The sequence below is a fragment of the Buttiauxella agrestis ATCC 33320 genome, from assembly GCF_000735355.1.
Lineage (GTDB): Bacteria > Pseudomonadota > Gammaproteobacteria > Enterobacterales > Enterobacteriaceae > Buttiauxella > Buttiauxella agrestis.
Genome location: NZ_JMPI01000073.1, coordinates 61,338 through 81,345 on the forward strand (window position 1 = coordinate 61,338; position 20,008 = coordinate 81,345).

The following is a 20,008-nucleotide window of genomic DNA, read 5'->3' on the forward strand; positions in this document are numbered from 1 at the left end:
CGGATAAGCATTCACGCCATCCGCCATTTTCATTAATTAATAAAGCGCCTTACCGGAGCTGTCTTTCACGTTGGTCTTCCATGCTGCACGAACTTGTTCAACCACAGCGTCTGGCAGGGCAGCGTAATCCAGGTCACTCGCCTGTTTTGCACCGTCTTTGTAAGCCCAGTCGAAGAACTTCAGCACTTCAGCGCCTTGCTCTGGGTTTTTCTGCTCTTTGTGAACCAGAATGAAGGTGGTAGACGTGATTGGCCAAGCGCTGTCACCTTTCTGATTTGTCAGATCCTGAGCGAATGATTTGCTCCAGTCTGCACCTTTTGCAGCATTTGCAAAGTTCTCTTCAGAAGGCGCTACTGGCTTACCATCAGCTGAAACCAGTTTGGTATAAGCGAGGTTGTTTTGCTTAGCGTAAGCGTATTCAACATAACCGATTGAACCTGGCAGACGCTGAACAAACGCGGCGATACCGTCGTTGCCTTTACCGCCCAGACCCGTCGGCCAGTTTACCGTTGAGCCTGCACCGATTTTAGTTTTCCACTCTTCGTTCACTTTCGCCAGGTAGCTGGTGAAGACGAAGGAAGTACCGGAACCGTCAGCACGACGCACAACCGCAATATTCTGCTGTGGCAGTTTCATGCCTGGGTTGAGTTTAGCGATAGCTTCGTCATCCCATTTTTTGATTTTACCCAGGTAGATGTCACCCAGGGTTTTACCGTCGAGCACCAGCTCGCCGGATTTCACGCCTGGCAAGTTGACCGCCAGAACAACACCGCCGATGACAGTCGGGAACTGGAACAAACCTTCTTGTTGCAGCTTTTCATCAGACAATGGCGCGTCAGATGCGCCGAAATCCACGGTGTGAGCAATAATTTGTTTAACGCCACCGGAGGAGCCGATACCCTGGTAATTCACTTTGTTACCAGTTGATTTATTGTAAGTATCTGCCCATTTGGCATACACCGGCGCAGGGAAGGTTGCACCAGCGCCAGTCAGGCTTGCAGCAGCAAACGCGCCGAAAGCACTCAGGGATAAGGTCGCGGCGACAACAGTTGCGACAGTGGTACGCATAACTTTCATAATGTCTCCTGCAGAGGTGAACGTAAATCGTTGTTTAGTGGTTGCAGGATAGAAAATAGGACAGTTTGGTGACATTTAAATGTACGAATTATGACAGTTTTATGACAGGCCGCTTTGGGGCATATTTCCAGCTGTCATACTCAGGATTCTGAGTGTTCAATTCGTTTCAGTAGCTCGTCCTGTTCGTCGCGGCTCAGGTAGCGCGATTCCCCCAGCGGTAGCCCTTCCAGATGGATATTCATAATGCGGATACGTTCAAGTCGGGTCACTTCATAGCCGAAATATTTGCACATTCGGCGAATCTGGCGATTCAATCCCTGAACTAAAGTAATACGAAATATCTGGTCCGATTCTTTCGTCGCCTTACATGGTTTTGTCACCGTACCCAGTATAGGAACACCCGCGCATAAACCCGTAATAAACTCCTCAGTCACCGGCTTATTGACGCTAACCACATACTCTTTTTCGTGATTGTTGCCCGCGCGCAGAATTTTATTAACCACATCACCGTGATTGGTCAGCAAAATGAGCCCCTGCGAATCTTTATCCAGACGCCCTATCGGGGAAATACGTTGGTCGCCGTTAATAAGAGCGCTGATATTCCCTCGCACGCTCTTTTTCATCGTGGTGATGATGCCAACAGGCTTATTCAACGCGATCAACACCAGGCCGTTGTCATCTCTCGGCTCAATAAGCTGGTCATTCACTTTCACCACATCGCCAGCCAAGACTTGAGCACCAAAACCGACCTGCCTGCCGTTAATAAAAACACAGCCCTGTTCGACGTAGCGATCGGCTTCACGGCGAGAGCAGATACCGCTATCGCTAATGTATTTATTAATTCGTACCGGGGAATCGATGGGCATTTTACGGCGCGTCTCATTCATATTTTGCATAATTACCATCAACTCATTACTTAAAGAAATGTGACGCACGTCACATACATTACCCGTTAGGGGTAGATTACACACAAAAAATTGAGATTAATCACAAATAAAAGTGAAACACAGGTTCATTATCAACGAATAGTGTGATCTACATAACAAAAACAAGTCCAGGATGGGCCAAACCAGAATCCTCGACGTCTTCTGAAGCGCCGCTGATTTTTATCTCCTCTGAATTATTTATTTGCCTGCTGCCTTGCAGCGGTCAGGCCACTTATTGCTTGTAAAACGGGGAATCATTATGCGCAAAACAGGCCACAAGCGCTGGTTTATGCTGTCACTGGTGACATTAGGCACCATTCTTTGCTATTTAACCCGAAATACTATTTCTGCCGCAGCGCCAACATTACAGAGCGATCTGCACATTACCACCCAGCAATATTCTTACATTATTGCGACATTCTCGGCCTGCTACACCATTGCACAACCTATTGCCGGTTATCTGCTTGATACATTGGGTACAAAGGTGGGTTACACCATTTTCGGCCTGATGTGGGGCGTGTTCTGCATTGGCGCGTCATTCGCGACTGGCTGGAAAGGTCTGGCAATGTTCCGTGGCCTCGGCGGTTTCGCTGAAAGTGCGATGATACCTGCTGGTTTGAAATCAGTAACTGAATGGTTCCCGGATACTGAACGTTCGGTTGCTGTGGGCTATTTCAACGTTGGTTCCTCTATTGGCGCGGTGATTGCACCTCCGCTGGTCGCGTGGGCAATCTATATCAGGGACTGGAGACTGGCGTTTATTATGGTCGGTGTTTTCAGCGTGCTGTGGGCAGCGGGTTGGTATTTCACCTATAACCGCCCGTCAAAAACCAAATCACTGTCTCGGGAAGAGTATCTTTATATAACCGATGGGCAGCCTGAGAAACCAAAGGTTGAGAAAGTCCGCATTGGCCGCCTGCTGAAACAACGTAAGTTTTGGGGTATCGCATTACCGCGTTTCCTGGCTGAACCTGCGTGGGGGACGTTTAACGCATGGATCCCACTGTTTATGGTGCACACATACGGCTTTAACCTCAAAGATATCGCCATGTTTGCCTGGATCCCGATGCTGTTCGCCGATTTTGGCTGCATTATTGGGGGTTATTTGCCGGGTATGTTCCAGAAGATGTTTGGTGTGAATATTGTTGTGTCACGCAAGCTGGTGGTCACGATGGGTGCGGCGCTTATGATCCTGCCGGGGATGGTCGGCTTGTTCGGCAGTCCAATGGTGGCAATTGCACTGTTATGCGTTGGTGGCTTCGCTCACCAGTCACTGTCTGGCGCATTGATTACACTCTCTTCTGATATGTTTGACTCCAACGAAGTTGCTACCGCTAACGGATTCACCGGCATGGCTGCGTGGACTGCCAGCACCATGTTTGCACTGGTTGTGGGTGCGCTGGCCGACACGGTTGGTTTCAGCCCGCTATTCGCCGTGCTTTCGGTGTTTGATGTTATCGGGGCGATTGTCTTGTGGGTGTTGTTGAAATCACCTGAAGAACCAAAACTGGTGACGCAGGAAGAGAATTGATTTAGCAATAAAAAGCCCGGTTGTGCTAAGCGCAACCGGGCTTTTTCATTTTGTATGACAGCTTAAAACGACTTACTCAACCGTAACAGATTTCGCCAGGTTACGTGGCTGGTCAACGTCGGTGCCCTTGATCAGCGCAACGTGATAAGACAGCAACTGCAACGGGACGGTGTAGAAGATTGGTGCGATAACTTCTTCTACGTGCGGCATCTCGATGATGTGCATGTTGTCGCTGCTGGCGAAGCCTGCATCTTTATCTGCAAATACATACAGATGACCGCCGCGCGCGCGCACTTCTTCGATATTTGATTTCAGCTTTTCAAGCAACTCGTTATTTGGAGCCACAACAATAACCGGCATATCCGCATCAATCAGCGCCAATGGGCCATGTTTCAGCTCACCCGCCGCATACGCTTCCGCGTGAATATAAGAGATTTCTTTGAGCTTCAGTGCGCCTTCCATTGCGATTGGATACTGATCGCCACGGCCTAAGAACAGCGCATGATGTTTGTCAGAGAAATCTTCGGCCAGCGCTTCAATGCGTTTATCCTGGGAAAGCATCTGCTCGATACGGCTTGGTAGCGCCTGCAAACCATGCACGATATCTTGCTCGATTGCTGCGTCAGCGCCTTTCAGGCGGCTCAGTTTCGCCACCAGCATCAACAAAACGGTCAACTGAGTGGTAAACGCTTTGGTCGAAGCCACACCGATTTCGGTGCCCGCGTTGGTCATCAGTGCCAGGTCGGATTCACGCACCAGAGAAGAACCCGGGACGTTACAAATCGCCAGCGAACCTAAATAGCCCAGCTCTTTAGACAAACGCAGTGCAGCCAGGGTATCTGCCGTTTCACCAGATTGGGAAAGGGTGATCATCAGGCTGTTACGACGCACCGCGGATTTGCGGTAACGGAATTCAGAGGCGATTTCGACATCGCACGGAACGCCCGCCAGCGATTCAAACCAGTAACGTGAAACCATGCCTGAGTTATAGGAAGTGCCGCACGCGACAATCTGAATGTGCTCAACCTGAGTCAGCATTTCGTTAGCTTTCGGGCCAAGCTCTGAGAGATCGATAGCGCCATGACTAATGCGGCCAGTCAGGGTATTTTTAATCGCGTTCGGCTGTTCGTAGATCTCTTTCTGCATGTAGTGGCGATAAATACCTTTGTCGCCCGCGTCATATTGCAGACTGGATTCGATATCAGGGCGTTTAACCTGCTCACCTTTGGTATCAAACACGGTAACGGAACGACGAGTCACTTCCGCAATATCACCTTCTTCAAGGAAGATGAAACGACGAGTCACCGGCAGCAGTGCCAGTTGGTCGGAGGCGATAAAGTTTTCGCCCATGCCGAGGCCGATAACCATCGGGCTACCGGAACGAGCGGCCAGCAGAACATCCGGATTACGGGTGTCCATGATTACGGTGCCATACGCGCCACGTAGTTGTGGAATGGTGCGCAGCACGGCTTCACGCAGAGTACCGCCTTGCTCCAGTTCCCAATGGACTAAGTGAGCAATAACTTCGGTATCGGTTTGTGAAACGAATGTGTAGCCACGACCCTGCAACGCTTCGCGCAGCGGTTCGTAGTTTTCGATAATACCGTTATGAACCACCACAATATGTTCGGATACATGCGGGTGTGCGTTAACTTCTGATGGTTCGCCGTGAGTTGCCCAACGAGTGTGAGCAATACCGGTGCCGCCATGCAGCGCAGTTTCTGCGGCAGCTTCGGCCAGTTTATTCACTTTACCCAAGCGGCGCAGACGGGTCATATGACCCTTTTCATCTACTACAGCCAGGCCCGCAGAGTCATAACCACGGTATTCCAGACGACGTAATCCTTCGAGAAGGATTTCAGCGATATCACGTTGCGCGACCGCGCCAACAATTCCACACATAAGATTAGATTCCTGATAATGGCATTACGCCATGTGTTGTCGCTGACCTGTTTTACCCGTCGTCTTTCGCACTAAAGATACGTTGATTGCACGAAATTCTTTGGGTAAATATCCCGTATTCCGGGGCCCCGAGCCTTGTAGAGAGTGGGGTTATAGTTTTGGTAGTACTGCGGGGCGGGTCATTTTCGAGAACAACCTTCACCCCAGCCTTCTCCCATTCAGGGAGAAGGAAAATCAAAAATTACTTTTTCTTAACCGGGCGCTGCCAACCCTGAATATGGGTTTGCTTCACGCGGCTGATGACCAGTTCATCTTCACCAACATTACGGGTGACCGTCGTCCCTGCGCCAATCGTCGCACCACGCGCAACGGTGACCGGAGCCACCAGCTGGCTATCGGAACCGACAAACACATCATCACCGATGATGGTTTTAAATTTATTGGCTCCATCATAATTACAGGTAATGGTGCCAGCACCGATATTCACGTTGTCGCCAATTTCGGCGTCGCCCAGGTAACTCAGGTGCCCAGCTTTAGACCCCTTGCCGAGACGCGCTTTTTTCATCTCCACGAAGTTACCCACGTGTGCGCCTTCTGCCAGTTCAGCGCCGGGGCGTAAACGGGCGAATGGGCCGATGGTGCAGGCCGCTGCGAGCGAGGCATCTTCCACAACGGTATACGGGCTGATTTCGCAGTCATCGCCAATTACGCTGTTTTTGATCACGCAACCGGTGCCAATTTTCACTCGGTTACCCAATGTCACAACGCCTTCAATAATGACATTAGTATCAATTTCCACATCACGCCCGTGGGTCAGTTCACCACGGATATCGAAACGCGCCGGATCGCGCAGCATAACGCCAGCCAGAAGCAGTTTCTCGGCTTGTTCACTCTGGTAGACGCGCTCAAGGCGGGAGAGTTGCAGGCGGTTGTTCACGCCTTCCACTTCGCTTAAACGATCCGGGTGGACGGCAGTAATTTCGCGGCCTTCGTGATGTGCCAGGGCGATAATGTCGGTGATATAGAATTCACCCTGCGCATTGTTGTTATCGAGCTTCGATAGCCAGCGCTTCAGATCCGCGCCATTAGCCACCAGAATACCGGTGTTGATTTCATCAATTTTGCGCTGTTCGTCAGTCGCATCTTTGTGCTCAACGATACCGACAACTTTGCCGTTTTCACGAGCAATACGGCCATAACCGGTTGGATCGTCGAGTTTTACTGTCAGCAAACCAATGCCGCCTTGCGGTTTGGCATCACGCAGGCGTTGCAGGGACTCAACGGAAATAAGCGGCACATCGCCGTAGAGCATCAGAATATCTTCGTCATCAGCAAAGAAGGGTGCCGCTTGCTGCATCGCATGACCAGTGCCCAGCTGTTCAGCCTGCAAGACCCAGTTCAGCGAACCATCGCTGAGCGTGTTTTTAAGCAAGTCACCGCCGTGCCCATAAACCAGATGCACGCGTTGTGCGCCTAAATTATTAGCTGCATCAATAACATGCTGAACCATCGGTTTCCCGGCAAGGGTATGTAACACCTTCGGGAGGTCTGAATACATGCGGGTCCCTTTGCCTGCGGCTAGGATAACCACGCTCATCGCACTGTTTGACATACGCGTCCTGACTTAAATTTGTGAGAGAAGTAAAACGATTTCACGTTGAAATTTCTACATATTTTGCAACAAAAAACGCAATGCCTAAAAAACAGGCTTCGACGGTGATTTTTAGTTGCCCATGTGCTCAATTGTAGGTGGATAAGGTCGCAAAAAGTACTTCTGAAATGACAAAAGCCATATATCTCTATGGATTAAGACTTCTTTTCAGATTGAAACAAAGCTACCCCACATAATTGGTAGTTCGTGTTTTAAAAATCTGCCTTTGTGATAAACATAAAAGAAACAATGTTTCATTTTTATACATAATGACGCCGACATTGATAAGGAGAATAAAAATGGCGTCAAAAATACCTCTGGCTCTCACGCTTTGCGGCGTAGCTTTATCGCTACCGGCGACAGCACAGCAACAGCCCATCTGGCATGCGATTGCTTTTGGGCAATCAACAGATGTTAACTTTTCATCCAACGTATTGCCTGAAAAAGTCGGCGTAAATAACGTCACGATCGATGGCAAAAAACTCACTACCGCTGATAACGCCGATCTTTCTAAACCGATAACCATTGAGAGCCGCGGCGGCAAAATTGCGAACTCTCACGATGGACTCACTTTCTTCTATACCGCACTGCCCGCCAGTGAGAATTTTGTCTTACAGGCAACGGTGACCGTCGATCAGTTTGGCCCTGAAAATGGTGCCAAACCAGCCGCTCAGGAAGGTGCTGGTTTACTGGTGAGGGATGTATTAGGAAACCCGCGCCAGGAGCCATTAAAAGAGGGTTACGAAGAGTTCCCGGCAGCGTCAAACATGGTGATGAACGCCATTATGACGCAGGATAAAAAAGATGCATCGCGCGTGAAAATGCAGGCGATTACTCGTGATGGCATTTCGCAGCCGTGGGGAAATACTGGCTCAACGATTTCACGTAAAAGCTATCAGGAAGCGGTAGAGCTCAGAAAAATGCCGACTTTCCGCATGAAACTCGAGCGTACGAATGAAGGTTTTATCACTTCATGGGCTGCGGCCGGAAGCGACACATGGGTTTCTGAAAATGTAAAACGCGCCGATATCATTACCGCTCAGGATAAAAACCAGTATTACGTGGGCTTCTTTGCGTCGAGGAATGCAAAAATTACCGTAAGTGATGCGTCGCTCGAAACCAGCGCAGCGCAAACTGTTGCCTCAGCTGCGTTCGAGCCAAAAGCGTGGCCAGTAGTGATGCAAATTGCTTCGCCACCAAAGAGCACCACCAGCGAATACGTGGTACAGGCACGCGCTAACTATGACGGCAACTTCACCGTACGCCAGGACGAAGTTGTGATCGGTCAGGAAAAAGCTGCGAAAGCAGGTGAAATGTTCTCACTGCCTACCACGCTGAAAGAGCGCAACAGCTTTACCGTGACTTTTACCCCAACCAGCGGAAAAAGCAAAACGCCCGTCAGTCAGAGCTTTGACGTCGAGCAAGTGAAAAACCTGAATGGCGCTACGTTGTATGTCGCTCCAGATGGGGTTTCAAGCAATCAGGGGTCAAAAGAAGCACCATTAGATTTGGCCAGCGCAATATCACTCATCCAACCTGGAGGAAAAATCATCCTGAGTAGTGGTGAGTACCCACAAACTACCATTCCAACCCCTGACAGCGGTTTAAAAGGCAAACTGAAAACCCTGGAAGCTGACGGCAAAGTGGTGGTTCGTGGTTTATTGCTCGATGGTAACTACTGGCATGTTAAAGGCATTGAAGTCACCGATAAGAGTTTGAGAGTACAGGGTAGCAACAACCTTATCGAAAACGTCGTCGCCTATAAAAATGACGATACCGGCATTCAGATTTCCTCGCCAGCCGATGTAGGCCGTCCACTTTGGGCAAGCTACAACCGCGTCGTTAATTCTGAATCCTTCAATAATGAAGACCCAGGCAAAATCAACGCAGATGGATTCGCGGTGAAAATGCGTGTCGGGGATGGCAACCGTCTTGAGGGTTGTTATGCGCACGACAACATTGATGATGGCTATGATTTATTCAACAAGATTGAAGACGGCGCGAATGGCGTTGTGGTGATCGAGAATTCAATTGCCCGTAACAACACCAGCAACGGTTTTAAACTGGGTGGGGAAGGGCAGCCTGTCGCACATGAAATCCACAACAGCATTGCTATTGGTAACCACCTCGATGGCTTTACCGATAACTTCAATCCGGGTGCGCTGGTGGTGGCAAATAATGTCGCTGTCGATAACCAACGCTTTAACTACATCTTCCGTCCAAGCCCTTATGGAAGTGCTGAAACTCAGGGCAAGTTCACCGATAACATTTCATTGCGCAGTACAGACGGGAAATATGATGATGCCATTTCCGGGCGCGTAGATGGCAGTAATTACTTCATTCGTGATGGCAAAACAGAGAACAGCGAAGGGAAGCAACTGAGTGTTAAAGATTATCAGTCGCTGACGTTGCCCGTGCCTTTGCAACGTAATGCCGATGGTTCATTTAAAACCGGCGAGTTTCTGACGAAGCAGTAAAAACGTTCAGACGAAAAAAATGCCAGTCAGGGAAACCTGGCTGGCATTTGTCTTTTCAAGCAGGTAGTTACATCGCTTTTCTGGTCAACTCGATAACACGAAGTTTCGCGATCGCTTTAGCCAGTTCAGCAGAAGCCTGAGCGTAGTCCACATCACCGTGGGAGCTGTGGATGCGCTCTTCCGCTTTACGCTTCGCTTCCAGGGCCCGAGCTTCGTCGAGATCCTGGCCGCGAATTGCGGTATCGGCCAGCACGGTTACCGTGCCAGGCTGCACTTCCAACACACCACCGGACAGGTAGATATACTCTTCATGTCCGTGCTGTTTAACGATGCGGATCATACCAGGCTTAATGGCGGTGAGTAACGGGGCGTGGCCAGGGAAAATACCCAGCTCACCTTCGCTACCCGTTACCTGGATCTTCTCGACCAGACCGGAGAACATTTGGCTCTCCGCGCTGACGACGTCCAGGTGATAAGTCATTGCCATGTCACCCTCCGATTAAGGCGTTAAAGTTTTTTAGCTTTCTCAACGGCTTCGTCGATAGTACCAACCATGTAGAACGCCTGCTCTGGCAGATGGTCATATTCGCCGTCCATGATGCCTTTAAAGCCACGGATAGTATCTTTCAGCGATACGAACTTGCCCGGAGAACCGGTAAAGACTTCTGCTACGAAGAATGGCTGAGACAGGAAGCGCTGAATCTTACGCGCACGTGCTACAACCAATTTATCTTCTTCAGAAAGTTCATCCATACCAAGAATGGCGATGATGTCTTTCAGTTCCTGGTAACGTTGCAGAATAGACTGCACGCCACGCGCGGTGTCGTAGTGTTCCTGACCAACAACCAGTGGATCTAACTGACGACTGGTGGAATCCAGTGGATCTACCGCAGGGTAGATACCCAGAGACGCGATGTTACGGCTCAGTACCACGGTTGCATCTAAGTGAGCAAAGGTGGTTGCTGGAGATGGGTCAGTCAAGTCATCCGCAGGTACGTATACCGCTTGAACAGAAGTGATTGAGCCAGTTTTGGTGGAGGTAATACGCTCCTGCAAAACACCCATCTCTTCTGCCAGAGTTGGCTGGTAACCTACCGCAGATGGCATACGACCCAGCAGCGCAGATACTTCTGTACCGGCCAGGGTATAACGGTAAATGTTATCAACGAACAGCAGAACGTCACGACCTTCGTCACGGAACTTCTCAGCCATGGTCAGACCGGTCAACGCAACGCGCAGACGGTTACCTGGTGGCTCGTTCATCTGGCCATAAACCAGTGATACTTTGTCCAGAACGTTGGAATCGGTCATTTCATGGTAGAAGTCGTTACCCTCACGAGTACGTTCCCCCACGCCTGCAAACACTGAGTAACCGGAGTGCTCGATCGCGATGTTACGGATCAGCTCCATCATGTTTACAGTTTTACCCACACCCGCACCACCGAACAGACCGACTTTACCACCCTTAGCGAACGGGCAAATCAGGTCCATTACTTTGATGCCGGTTTCCAGCAGATCCTGGGAGCTAGACAGTTCTTCGTAGCTAGGAGCAGCACGGTGAATCGCCCAACGCTCTTCTTCGCCGATATCGCCTTTCATGTCGATAGGCTCGCCCAGGACGTTCATGATACGGCCCAGAGTTGCTTTACCTACTGGCACTTCAATTGGGTGATCGAGGTTAGAAACTTCCAGACCACGACGCAAACCATCAGAAGTACCCATGGCGATAGTACGCACTACGCCACCACCTAACTGTTGCTGAACTTCCAGCACCAGACGGTCTTTACCATTTGTAACCTCAAGAGCGTCGTACACTTTTGGTACGGCATCCTGAGGGAACTCGACGTCCACCACGGCGCCGATTACCTGGATAATCTTTCCAGTAGCCATCTCGAATCCTCTAAATACGTAAACCTGGTTATACCGCGGAAGCGCCACCGACGATTTCGGTGAGTTCCTGAGTAATGCTGGCCTGACGAGCTTTGTTGTAAACCAACTGCAGCTCTTTAATCAGGCTGCCGCCATTGTCGGTAGCGGCTTTCATCGCCACCATACGTGCGGCCTGCTCGCTGGCCAGGTTTTCTACGACGCCCTGATAAACCTGAGATTCCACGTAACGGCGCAGCAAGGTGTCCAGCAGCGCTTTAGGATCAGGTTCATACAGATAATCCCAGGATTTCTTCTTCAACTCGCCGTCTTCTGCTGGCGGTAACGGCAGCAGTTGGGTAAGGGTAGGAACCTGAGACATTGTGTTAATAAATTTGTTGCTGACAACATACAGCTTGTCCAGACGGCCTTCATCGTAGGCCTGCAACATCACTTTCACCGGGCCAATCAACTCGGACAGGGAAGGGTTATCACCCATACCAGTCACCTGAGCAACAATATTGCCGCCTACAGAGTTGAAGAAAGAGACGCCTTTAGAGCCGATCATTGCGATTTCGCTTTGAACGCCTTTATCGGACCACTCTTTCATGTCAGCCAGCAGCTTTTTGAACAGGTTAGTGTTCAAGCCACCACACAGACCACGGTCAGTGGACACCACCAGGTAGCCCACGCGTTTGATTTCGCGTTCATCCAGGTAAGGGTGTTTGTACTCAAGATTACCTAAAGCCAGGTGGCCAATCACTTTACGCATTGTTTCTGCGTAAGGACGGCTGGCAGCCATGCGTTCCTGCGTTTTACGCATTTTGGACGCGGCGACCATTTCCATTGCTTTGGTGATCTTCTGCGTGTTCTGGACGCTTGCGATCTTACTACGTATCTCTTTTGCGCCGGCCATGAGCTTCTCCTCAATGCCTTGCGGCTTGCCCTAAGACAAGCCGCCAGACTTTACCAGGACTGAGTTGCTTTGAAGGAATCGAGGATGCCTTTCAGCTTGCCTTCGATTTCGTCGTTGTAGCCACCAGATTGGTTGATTTCTTGCATCAGTGGAGCATGGTCACGGTCAACATAAGCCAGCAGAGCGGCTTCGAAGCTACCGATTTTAGCCAGTTCCACATCTTCGAGGTAACCACGTTCAGCTGCGAACAGAACCAGAGACTGCTGCGCAACAGACATCGGCGCATATTGTTTCTGCTTCAGAAGCTCGGTCACTTTTTGACCGTGGCTCAACTGTTTACGGGTCGCATCGTCAAGGTCTGATGCAAACTGAGAGAACGCAGCCAGTTCACGATACTGTGCCAGAGCGGTACGAATACCACCGGACAGTTTTTTCATGATCTTGGTCTGAGCAGCACCACCAACACGGGATACGGAGATACCCGGGTTAACCGCAGGACGAATACCGGCGTTAAACAGTGTTGATTCCAGGAAGATCTGACCATCGGTAATAGAAATTACGTTGGTCGGAACGAACGCGGAAACGTCACCCGCTTGCGTTTCGATAATCGGAAGCGCAGTCAGGGAACCTGTTTTGCCTTTCACTTCACCCTTGGTGAATGCTTCAACGTATTCAGCGTTAACACGCGCAGCACGTTCCAGCAGACGGGAGTGGAGATAGAATACGTCACCTGGGTAAGCTTCACGACCTGGTGGACGACGAAGCAGCAGGGAAATCTGACGATAAGCAACAGCCTGTTTGGACAGGTCATCATAAATGATCAGTGCATCTTCACCACGGTCACGGAAGTATTCACCCATCGCGCAACCGGAGTACGGTGCCAGGTATTGCAGTGCAGCAGATTCTGATGCAGTCGCAACAACAACGATAGTGTTAGACAGTGCGCCGTGCTCTTCCAGTTTACGAACCACGTTAGAGATAGTGGATGCTTTCTGGCCGATAGCAACGTAGATACATTTGATGCCGGAATCACGCTGGTTGATGATGGCATCGATTGCCAGAGCAGTTTTACCTGTCTGACGGTCACCGATGATAAGTTCACGCTGACCACGACCGATTGGGATCATGGCATCGACGGACTTATAACCAGTCTGTACAGGCTGGTCTACGGATTGACGTTCGATTACACCTGGTGCGATCGCTTCAACGGCAGCAAAACCGTCATGCTCAAGCGGACCTTTACCATCGATTGGTGCACCCAGGGTGTTCACCACGCGGCCCAACAGGCCACGGCCTACCGGTACTTCAAGAATACGACCAGTACACTTAACTTTCATGCCTTCGGCAAGGTCAGCGTACGGACCCATTACTACTGCACCAACAGAGTCGCGCTCGAGGTTCAGTGCAATGGCGTAACGGTTTCCCGGAAGGGAAATCATCTCACCCTGCATGACATCGGCCAGGCCGTGTACGCGGATGATACCGTCACTTACAGAAACGATTGTACCTTCGTTGTGAGCCTCGCTCACAACACTGAACTGAGCAATGCGCTGCTTGATCAGTTCGCTGATTTCGGTGGAATTCAGTTGCATGCTCCAGTCCCCTTAAGACTGCAAGACGTCTGTCAGGCGATTAAGACGGCCGCGTACGCTTCCATCAATAACCATATCACCTGCGCGGATAATGACACCCGCTATTACAGACTTGTCAATTTTGCAATTCAGCTTAACTTTGCGTGACAGACGTTTTTCCATCGCGGCGCTGATTTTCGAAAGCTGGTCTTCGTTTAATACGTTGGCAGAAGTCACTTCGACTTCAACGGTAGCCTCTTGGGCTGCACGTAATTGAACGAATTGCTCAAGAACATCAGGAAGAACTTTCAGACGCCCATTTTCAGCCATCACCTTAATCAGGTTCTGGCCATTGGCGTCTAACTGGTCACCACAGATGGAGATAAACGACGCAGAGAGAGTATCCGGAGCTAAAGCGCCGGAAAGAAGCTCTGCTACTTGTTCGTTTTTAGACACCTCAGCGGCGAAACCCAGCATATGCTGCCAGTTATCAACGCTTTGGTGCTCGACGGCAAAGTCAAAAGCTGCTTTGGCGTAGGGGCGAGCTACAGTTACAAATTCAGACATCAGCCCCTCCCTCCTTACAGTTCAGCGACCAGTTTATCAACGATGTCGCTGTTAGCAGCTTCATCCACGGAACGTTCAATGATCTTCTCGGCACCGGCGATAGCCAGCAGAGCCACTTGCTTACGCAGTTCTTCACGAGCGCGTTTACGCTCTGCGTCGATTTCTGCCTGAGCCTGTGCAACGATTTTGTCACGTTCCTGCTCTGCCTCGGTTTTAGCTTCTTCAAGGATCTGAGAGCGGCGTTTGTTAGCCTGCTCGATGATCACCTGAGCTTCCGCTTTGGCTTTTTTCAGCTGGTCGGTCGCGTTGGCCTGTGCAAGGTCAAGGTCCTTTTTGGCACGTTCTGCAGAAGAGAGGCCATCAGCAATTTCTTGTTGACGCTTCTCGATGGCAGCCATGATCGGCGGCCATACGTACTTCATGCAGAACAGAACAAACAGGACAAACGCGATGGCCTGGCCGAGGATTGTTGCGTTAAGATTCACAGCACAATGCCTCTTTGTTAGTTAACGTTCTGATATTGCTTGATATATTAAGCAATGCTTACTACGCGACGGCGAACATCACGTACAGACCCAGACCAACAGCGATCATCGGGATAGCATCCACCAGACCCATAACGATAAAGAACTGAGTACGCAGCAAAGGAATCAGATCAGGTTGACGCGCTGCGCCTTCCAGGAATTTTCCCCCGAGGATGCCGATACCGATCGCAGCACCGATTGCCGCCAGACCCATCATCACAGCGGCAGCCATGTACAGCAGATCCATATTCAGGTTTTCCATGACAGTCTCCAGTTTGTTTCAGTTAAAACACAGTAGTGGTAAGTAAAATCAATGCTCTTCAGATGCCATCGACAGATAGACAATCGTTAGAACCATGAATATGAAGGCTTGCAGCGTAATAATCAGGATGTGGAAAATGGCCCAAGGCACACTCAGAATCCACTGTGACCACCACGGCAACAGACCAGCAATCAGAATGAAAATCAACTCACCGGCATACATGTTGCCGAACAGTCGCAGGCCCAGTGATACTGGTTTGGACAGCAGGCTTACACCTTCAAGGATTAAGTTGAACGGTATAAATGCCCAGTGATTGAACGGCTGCAGCGTCAGCTCTTTCGTGAAGCCGCCAATGCCTTTCATTTTGATGCTGTAGAAAAGAATGAGGATAAACACACCCAACGCCATGGACAGGGTGATATTCACGTCCGCAGACGGCACCACACGCAGGGCAGGGAGGCCGAAGATGTGCTCGCCGATAAACGGCAAGAAATCAATTGGCAACAGGTCCATCAGGTTCATCAGTAATACCCAGACGAACACAGTCAGGGCCAGCGGTGCAATGACCTTGCTTTTGCCATGGTACATGTCTTTGACATTGCCATTAACAAAATCGATAACCATTTCAACCGCAGTCTGAAATTTACCAGGTACGCCGCTCGTCGCTGTTTTGGCTACTTTACGGAATAACACCAGGAATAGCAGACCCAGAACCACCGAGAAAAACATGGAGTCAATATTGAGCGTCCAGAAGGTGGCCGGGGGGTTTTGCGGATCAACCAGCGAGAAAGTACGCAGGTCCAACTGAAGGTTATTCAGATGGTGGCCTATATACTCCTGCGGTGTAGAGATTTCTCCTGCAGACATGATGCCTCTTACCCTTTGTTGTTAATTACAGCTGGTGCGAGTATCTGCACAACCAGCACCGAAACCCACGTCACAATAAGCGGCAACAATACCGCCTTAAAACCAGCTAACGCCACCACCAGTATGGTAAAGCTCGCAATCACCTTTAACACTTCACCTATGGCGAAAGTCCAGGCCAGGCGGCCTTTTGATGGTGTATGCACCTGGTGACGCCAGGCGAAATTCATAAATACTGCATTTGGCAACCAGGCTGCCAGGCCTCCGCCAAAAGCAGAAGCACCCCACACGGGGTCTTTGAGGCAAAACAGCAATCCAATTGCTATCACTGCAAGTAGCTGAAGGAACAGAAGCTTACGAGCAACGTTTCTACTCAATAGCGACACAGACATGGCTTATCCTAACTCCTGCTCCCTTCGGGGTATGTCGCGCTGGTATAAAACTGCCTTTAGGTCTTTGAGTCAAGCCTCAAAAAGCGAGCAAATTATACGGTGCGGCCCCGTGATTTCAAACAATAAGTAGCAAAAAGGTGAACAAATGTTTAAATATTTTCCAGCACAGTTATTTTTCAACTTTTGAGTTATACCGACTATTTTGCTAAAAACCTCAAACAACCGAAATAGCCGCCTAATAAAGCGTGCACCAGATCACAAATAAAACATCTCATAGCCATTATACATTTGTCTGTCTCATAAAGTGCGAAACACAGATGCCTGATAAATAAGCTGATTACTGTCTACTCTATTTAAAATAGCCTGAAACATCATTAAAACAATTCATTGACATTTTTATTAATATTTTAACAACCCTCTGAGTATGAAACCCAGACAATATTTAGCAGGGTTATATTTTCAGGGTTGACTACTTTCAAAATCAACAAGCCGTTTAGAGTTAACAACAATGCAAACACTAGTTAAGCTATTGTTAAATGTAACGAGAAATGTCAGACATTTCCCCTTGTATTTTTAACCTTAACGAAACAATCCTTTTTAGCTTTTTTTTGATAAATATTAAGTTTTGTTTGGCTTAATCATCACCAGATGACGCTCCCCATCCAGTTCTGGCACCTGCAAGCGGATAACCTCTTCGACGCTAAATTCAGCAGGCAGTGCCGCGATTTCCTCATCCGGACGCTGACCCTTAAGCGCATAAAAACGGCCATTCTCTGCGGGCAAGTGCTTACACCAGGTCACCATATCGGTCATCGATGCAAAAGCACGGCTGATTACGCCATCAAATGGTGGCTCCGCCGGGAACTCTTCCACACGACTTTGCACTGGCGTGATGTTTTCAAGATGCAGCTCATGCTGAACCTGTCGCAAGAATCGAACCCGCTTACCAAGACTATCCAGCAGGGTAAAATGCGAGTCAGGGCGCACAATCGCTAATGGTATGCCCGGCAAACCAGGACCTGTTCCCACATCGATAAAACGCGAACCCTGCAAGTGCGGTTCAACCACGATACTGTCGAGAATATGACGAACCAGCATTTCATCAGGATGACGCACTGAGGTCAGGTTGTAGGCTTTGTTCCACTTGTGGAGCAGTTCAACATAACCCACCAACTGTTGTTTCTGGTTTTCTGGCAGCGTAATGCCTGCGCTATCCAGCAGGCGATTCAGTTTGTTAAGCACGACGGTAAATACCCATAAAAAAAACGGGTCAGGAAATCCTGACCCTGAAATATGTTATATCAAGCGCTACGACGCAGCAGACCTTGCTTTTTTAACCAGACAAGCAAGATTGAAATTGCTGCCGGAGTCACACCGGAAATGCGCGATGCCTGCCCGATCGAAACCGGTTTGTGATCGTTAAGCTTGGCAATCACTTCGTTAGAAAGCCCGCTGACCTGGTGGTAATCCAGCGTTGCAGGCAACAACGTATTCTCGTTACGTTGCTGTTTTTCAATCTCTTCTTGCTGACGCGCAATGTAGCCTTCGTATTTAACCTGAATTTCCACCTGCTCCGCAGATTGTGGATCCTCAAGTCCTGGCGCAAACACCGATAATTGCATCATTTCAGCATAGGTCATTTCTGGGCGACGCAGCAGATCTTCGCCATTTGCTTCACGAGACAACGGTGCGCTGAGTTTTGCATTCACTTCTTCGACGCTCTCAGAATGCGGATGTAGCCAGATGTCTTTCAGACGCTGGCGCTCAAGCTCAATGCTTTCGAGCTTCTCGTTAAAGCGTGCCCAGCGAGCATCGTCCACCAGCCCCATTTCGCGGCCAGCTGCAGTTAAGCGCAGATCGGCGTTGTCTTCACGCAGCATCAGGCGGTATTCAGCACGAGAGGTAAACATGCGGTACGGTTCTTTGGTGCCAAGAGTGCAAAGATCGTCAACCAGTACGCCCAGATAAGCCTGATCGCGACGAGGTGCCCAGCCCTCTTTCTCAGCAGAGAAACGAGCGGCATTCAGACCTGCCAGCAAACCTTGTGCAGCAGCTTCTTCGTAACCGGTGGTGCCGTTAATTTGTCCGGCAAAGAACAGACCCTGGATATATTTACTTTCCAGAGTTGGCTTGAGGTCACGAGGATCGAAGAAATCATATTCGATGGCGTAACCAGGACGAACGATCTTCGCATTTTCCATCCCTTCCATCGACCGGACAATTTGCATCTGAACGTCAAACGGCAGGCTGGTCGAGATGCCGTTTGGATAGATTTCATTGCTGGTTAAGCCTTCAGGCTCAAGGAAGATCTGATGCTGGTTACGGTCGGCAAAACGCATCACTTTGTCTTCGATAGACGGGCAATAACGTGGGCCAATGCCTTCGATAACACCGGCATACATCGGGCTGCGATCGAGATTATTACGAATAACGTCATGCGTTTTTTCGTTGGTGTGCGTGATGTAACACGGCACTTGCGCAGGGTGTTGGTTCACATTTCCCATGAACGAGAACACCGGCATTGGGTTATCCCCATGCTGCTGGGCAAGTACGCTGAAATCTATGGTGCGAGCGTCAATACGAGGTGGAGTACCGGTTTTTAGACGGCTGACACGCAGTGGCAGTTCTCGCAGACGGCGAGACAGGGAGATGGACGGCGGATCGCCTGCACGGCCACCGCTGTAGTTATCCAGCCCGATATGAATTTTGCCATCCAGGAATGTCCCGACAGTCAGAACCACGGACTTGGCACGGAACTTCAGCCCCATCTGGGTGACAGCACCCACAACGCGATCGTTCTCGACAATCAGATCTTCAACCGCCTGTTGGAAGATCATCAGGTTCGGTTGGTTTTCCAGTGCAGTGCGCACCGCCTGCCGATACAGCACGCGGTCAGCCTGAGCACGAGTGGCCCGTACGGCTGGCCCTTTGCTGGCGTTTAGTATCCTAAACTGGATACCGGCATGGTCGATAGCTTTGGCCATCAAACCACCGAGTGCGTCCACTTCTTTAACCAGATGTCCCTTGCCAATACCGCCGATTGCCGGGTTACAAGACATCTGTCCCAGAGTGTCGATATTGTGTGTCAAAAGAAGGGTTTGTTGGCCCATCCGTGCAGCGGCCATTGCAGCCTCAGTGCCTGCATGACCCCCGCCAATGATGATGACGTCAAAAGGATCTGGATAAAACATGGTACTGCCTCGCGGTTTTGCAAATGGGGATGACTGATTCCCGGGGTTGGCGATTCTAACTTAACTTTAGCCTTTCGAGAAAGTCTTGGGATCGTCGGTAATTAAAAGAAGATCTTTTTTATTTAAAGATCTCTTTATTATGATCTCTTATTAGGATCGGCATGTTCTGTGGATAACCGTTTTTATGGTAAAGAGATCAAGTGATTAAGGAGGATCATTAGCTGTGAATGATCGGTGATCCCAGAACGTATAAGCTGGGATCAAAAGTGGAAGTTATGCACAACTCAAAAA

General features: G+C 49.8%; 16 protein-coding genes and 1 pseudogene. 2 read left to right on the forward strand and 15 right to left on the reverse strand.

Going from position 1 to position 20,008, the window contains the following annotated elements; all coding sequences use genetic code 11:
• Positions 1-36: 36 nt before the first annotated feature.
• Positions 37-1,077, reverse strand: coding sequence for a phosphate ABC transporter substrate-binding protein PstS (gene pstS, locus GBAG_RS20475; RefSeq protein WP_034499849.1), 1,041 nt, complete (start codon positions 1,075-1,077; stop codon positions 37-39).
• 143 nt (positions 1,078-1,220) lie between these two features.
• A pseudogene (gene rluF / locus GBAG_RS20480) lies at positions 1,221-1,943 on the reverse strand (23S rRNA pseudouridine(2604) synthase RluF); the annotation flags it as partial.
• Positions 1,944-2,262: 319 nt separating this feature from the next.
• On the opposite strand from rluF, the gene GBAG_RS20485 reads away from it, so the two are divergent.
• Positions 2,263-3,534: an MFS transporter gene (locus GBAG_RS20485; protein ID WP_034499851.1), complete on the forward strand. Its 1,272-nt coding sequence runs from the start codon at positions 2,263-2,265 to the stop codon at positions 3,532-3,534.
• Between the two features lie 72 nt (positions 3,535-3,606).
• Here the strand turns inward: GBAG_RS20485 and glmS are convergent, their stop codons facing one another.
• Complete coding sequence (glmS, locus tag GBAG_RS20490; RefSeq protein WP_034499854.1) at positions 3,607-5,436, reverse strand: glutamine--fructose-6-phosphate transaminase (isomerizing); 1,830 nt, start codon at positions 5,434-5,436, stop codon at positions 3,607-3,609.
• A gap of 241 nt (positions 5,437-5,677) precedes the next feature.
• A complete protein-coding gene (glmU, locus tag GBAG_RS20495; RefSeq protein WP_034499856.1) occupies positions 5,678-7,048 on the reverse strand; it encodes a bifunctional UDP-N-acetylglucosamine diphosphorylase/glucosamine-1-phosphate N-acetyltransferase GlmU in 1,371 nt (456 codons plus the stop codon).
• 338 nt (positions 7,049-7,386) lie between these two features.
• Between glmU and GBAG_RS20500 the strand changes: the two genes are divergently transcribed.
• On the forward strand, positions 7,387-9,564 hold the full coding sequence (locus GBAG_RS20500) for a right-handed parallel beta-helix repeat-containing protein (RefSeq protein ID WP_034499859.1): 2,178 nt from the start codon (positions 7,387-7,389) through the stop codon (positions 9,562-9,564).
• Positions 9,565-9,631: 67 nt separating this feature from the next.
• On the opposite strand, the gene GBAG_RS20505 is transcribed toward GBAG_RS20500, so the two are convergent.
• From GBAG_RS20505 to mnmG, 11 genes are all read right to left on the reverse strand, one after another.
• Entirely contained in the window at positions 9,632-10,051 is a 420-nt protein-coding gene (locus GBAG_RS20505; RefSeq protein ID WP_034499861.1) for a F0F1 ATP synthase subunit epsilon, read from the reverse strand.
• A gap of 20 nt (positions 10,052-10,071) precedes the next feature.
• Entirely contained in the window at positions 10,072-11,454 is a 1,383-nt protein-coding gene (gene atpD / locus GBAG_RS20510; RefSeq protein ID WP_034499864.1) for a F0F1 ATP synthase subunit beta, read from the reverse strand.
• A gap of 28 nt (positions 11,455-11,482) precedes the next feature.
• Positions 11,483-12,346, reverse strand: coding sequence for a F0F1 ATP synthase subunit gamma (atpG, locus tag GBAG_RS20515; protein ID WP_034499867.1), 864 nt, complete (start codon positions 12,344-12,346; stop codon positions 11,483-11,485).
• Between the two features lie 50 nt (positions 12,347-12,396).
• Positions 12,397-13,938 carry a F0F1 ATP synthase subunit alpha gene (gene atpA, locus GBAG_RS20520; protein ID WP_034499870.1) on the reverse strand — a complete coding sequence of 514 codons (1,542 nt, stop codon included), beginning with the start codon at positions 13,936-13,938 and terminating at the stop codon, positions 12,397-12,399.
• 12 nt (positions 13,939-13,950) lie between these two features.
• The gene (gene atpH, locus GBAG_RS20525) at positions 13,951-14,484 is read right to left on the reverse strand and encodes a F0F1 ATP synthase subunit delta (protein WP_034499873.1); all 534 of its coding nucleotides are present in this window, start codon (positions 14,482-14,484) and stop codon (positions 13,951-13,953) included.
• Between the two features lie 14 nt (positions 14,485-14,498).
• Positions 14,499-14,969 (reverse strand): F0F1 ATP synthase subunit B, encoded by a 471-nt coding sequence (gene atpF / locus GBAG_RS20530; RefSeq protein WP_034499875.1) that lies wholly within the window; start codon positions 14,967-14,969, stop codon positions 14,499-14,501.
• A 61-nt stretch (positions 14,970-15,030) separates the two neighbouring features.
• Positions 15,031-15,270, reverse strand: coding sequence for a F0F1 ATP synthase subunit C (atpE, locus tag GBAG_RS20535; protein ID WP_000429386.1), 240 nt, complete (start codon positions 15,268-15,270; stop codon positions 15,031-15,033).
• 48 nt (positions 15,271-15,318) lie between these two features.
• On the reverse strand, positions 15,319-16,137 hold the full coding sequence (gene atpB / locus GBAG_RS20540; RefSeq protein ID WP_034499878.1) for a F0F1 ATP synthase subunit A: 819 nt from the start codon (positions 16,135-16,137) through the stop codon (positions 15,319-15,321).
• A gap of 8 nt (positions 16,138-16,145) precedes the next feature.
• Positions 16,146-16,526, reverse strand: coding sequence for a F0F1 ATP synthase subunit I (gene atpI / locus GBAG_RS20545; RefSeq protein WP_034499880.1), 381 nt, complete (start codon positions 16,524-16,526; stop codon positions 16,146-16,148).
• Between the two features lie 618 nt (positions 16,527-17,144).
• Positions 17,145-17,768, reverse strand: a complete 624-nt coding sequence (gene rsmG, locus GBAG_RS20550; protein ID WP_034499882.1) for a 16S rRNA (guanine(527)-N(7))-methyltransferase RsmG — start codon at positions 17,766-17,768, stop codon at positions 17,145-17,147.
• Between the two features lie 59 nt (positions 17,769-17,827).
• Complete coding sequence (gene mnmG, locus GBAG_RS20555; RefSeq protein WP_034499884.1) at positions 17,828-19,717, reverse strand: tRNA uridine-5-carboxymethylaminomethyl(34) synthesis enzyme MnmG; 1,890 nt, start codon at positions 19,715-19,717, stop codon at positions 17,828-17,830.
• Between the last annotated feature and the right edge of the window lie 291 nt (positions 19,718-20,008).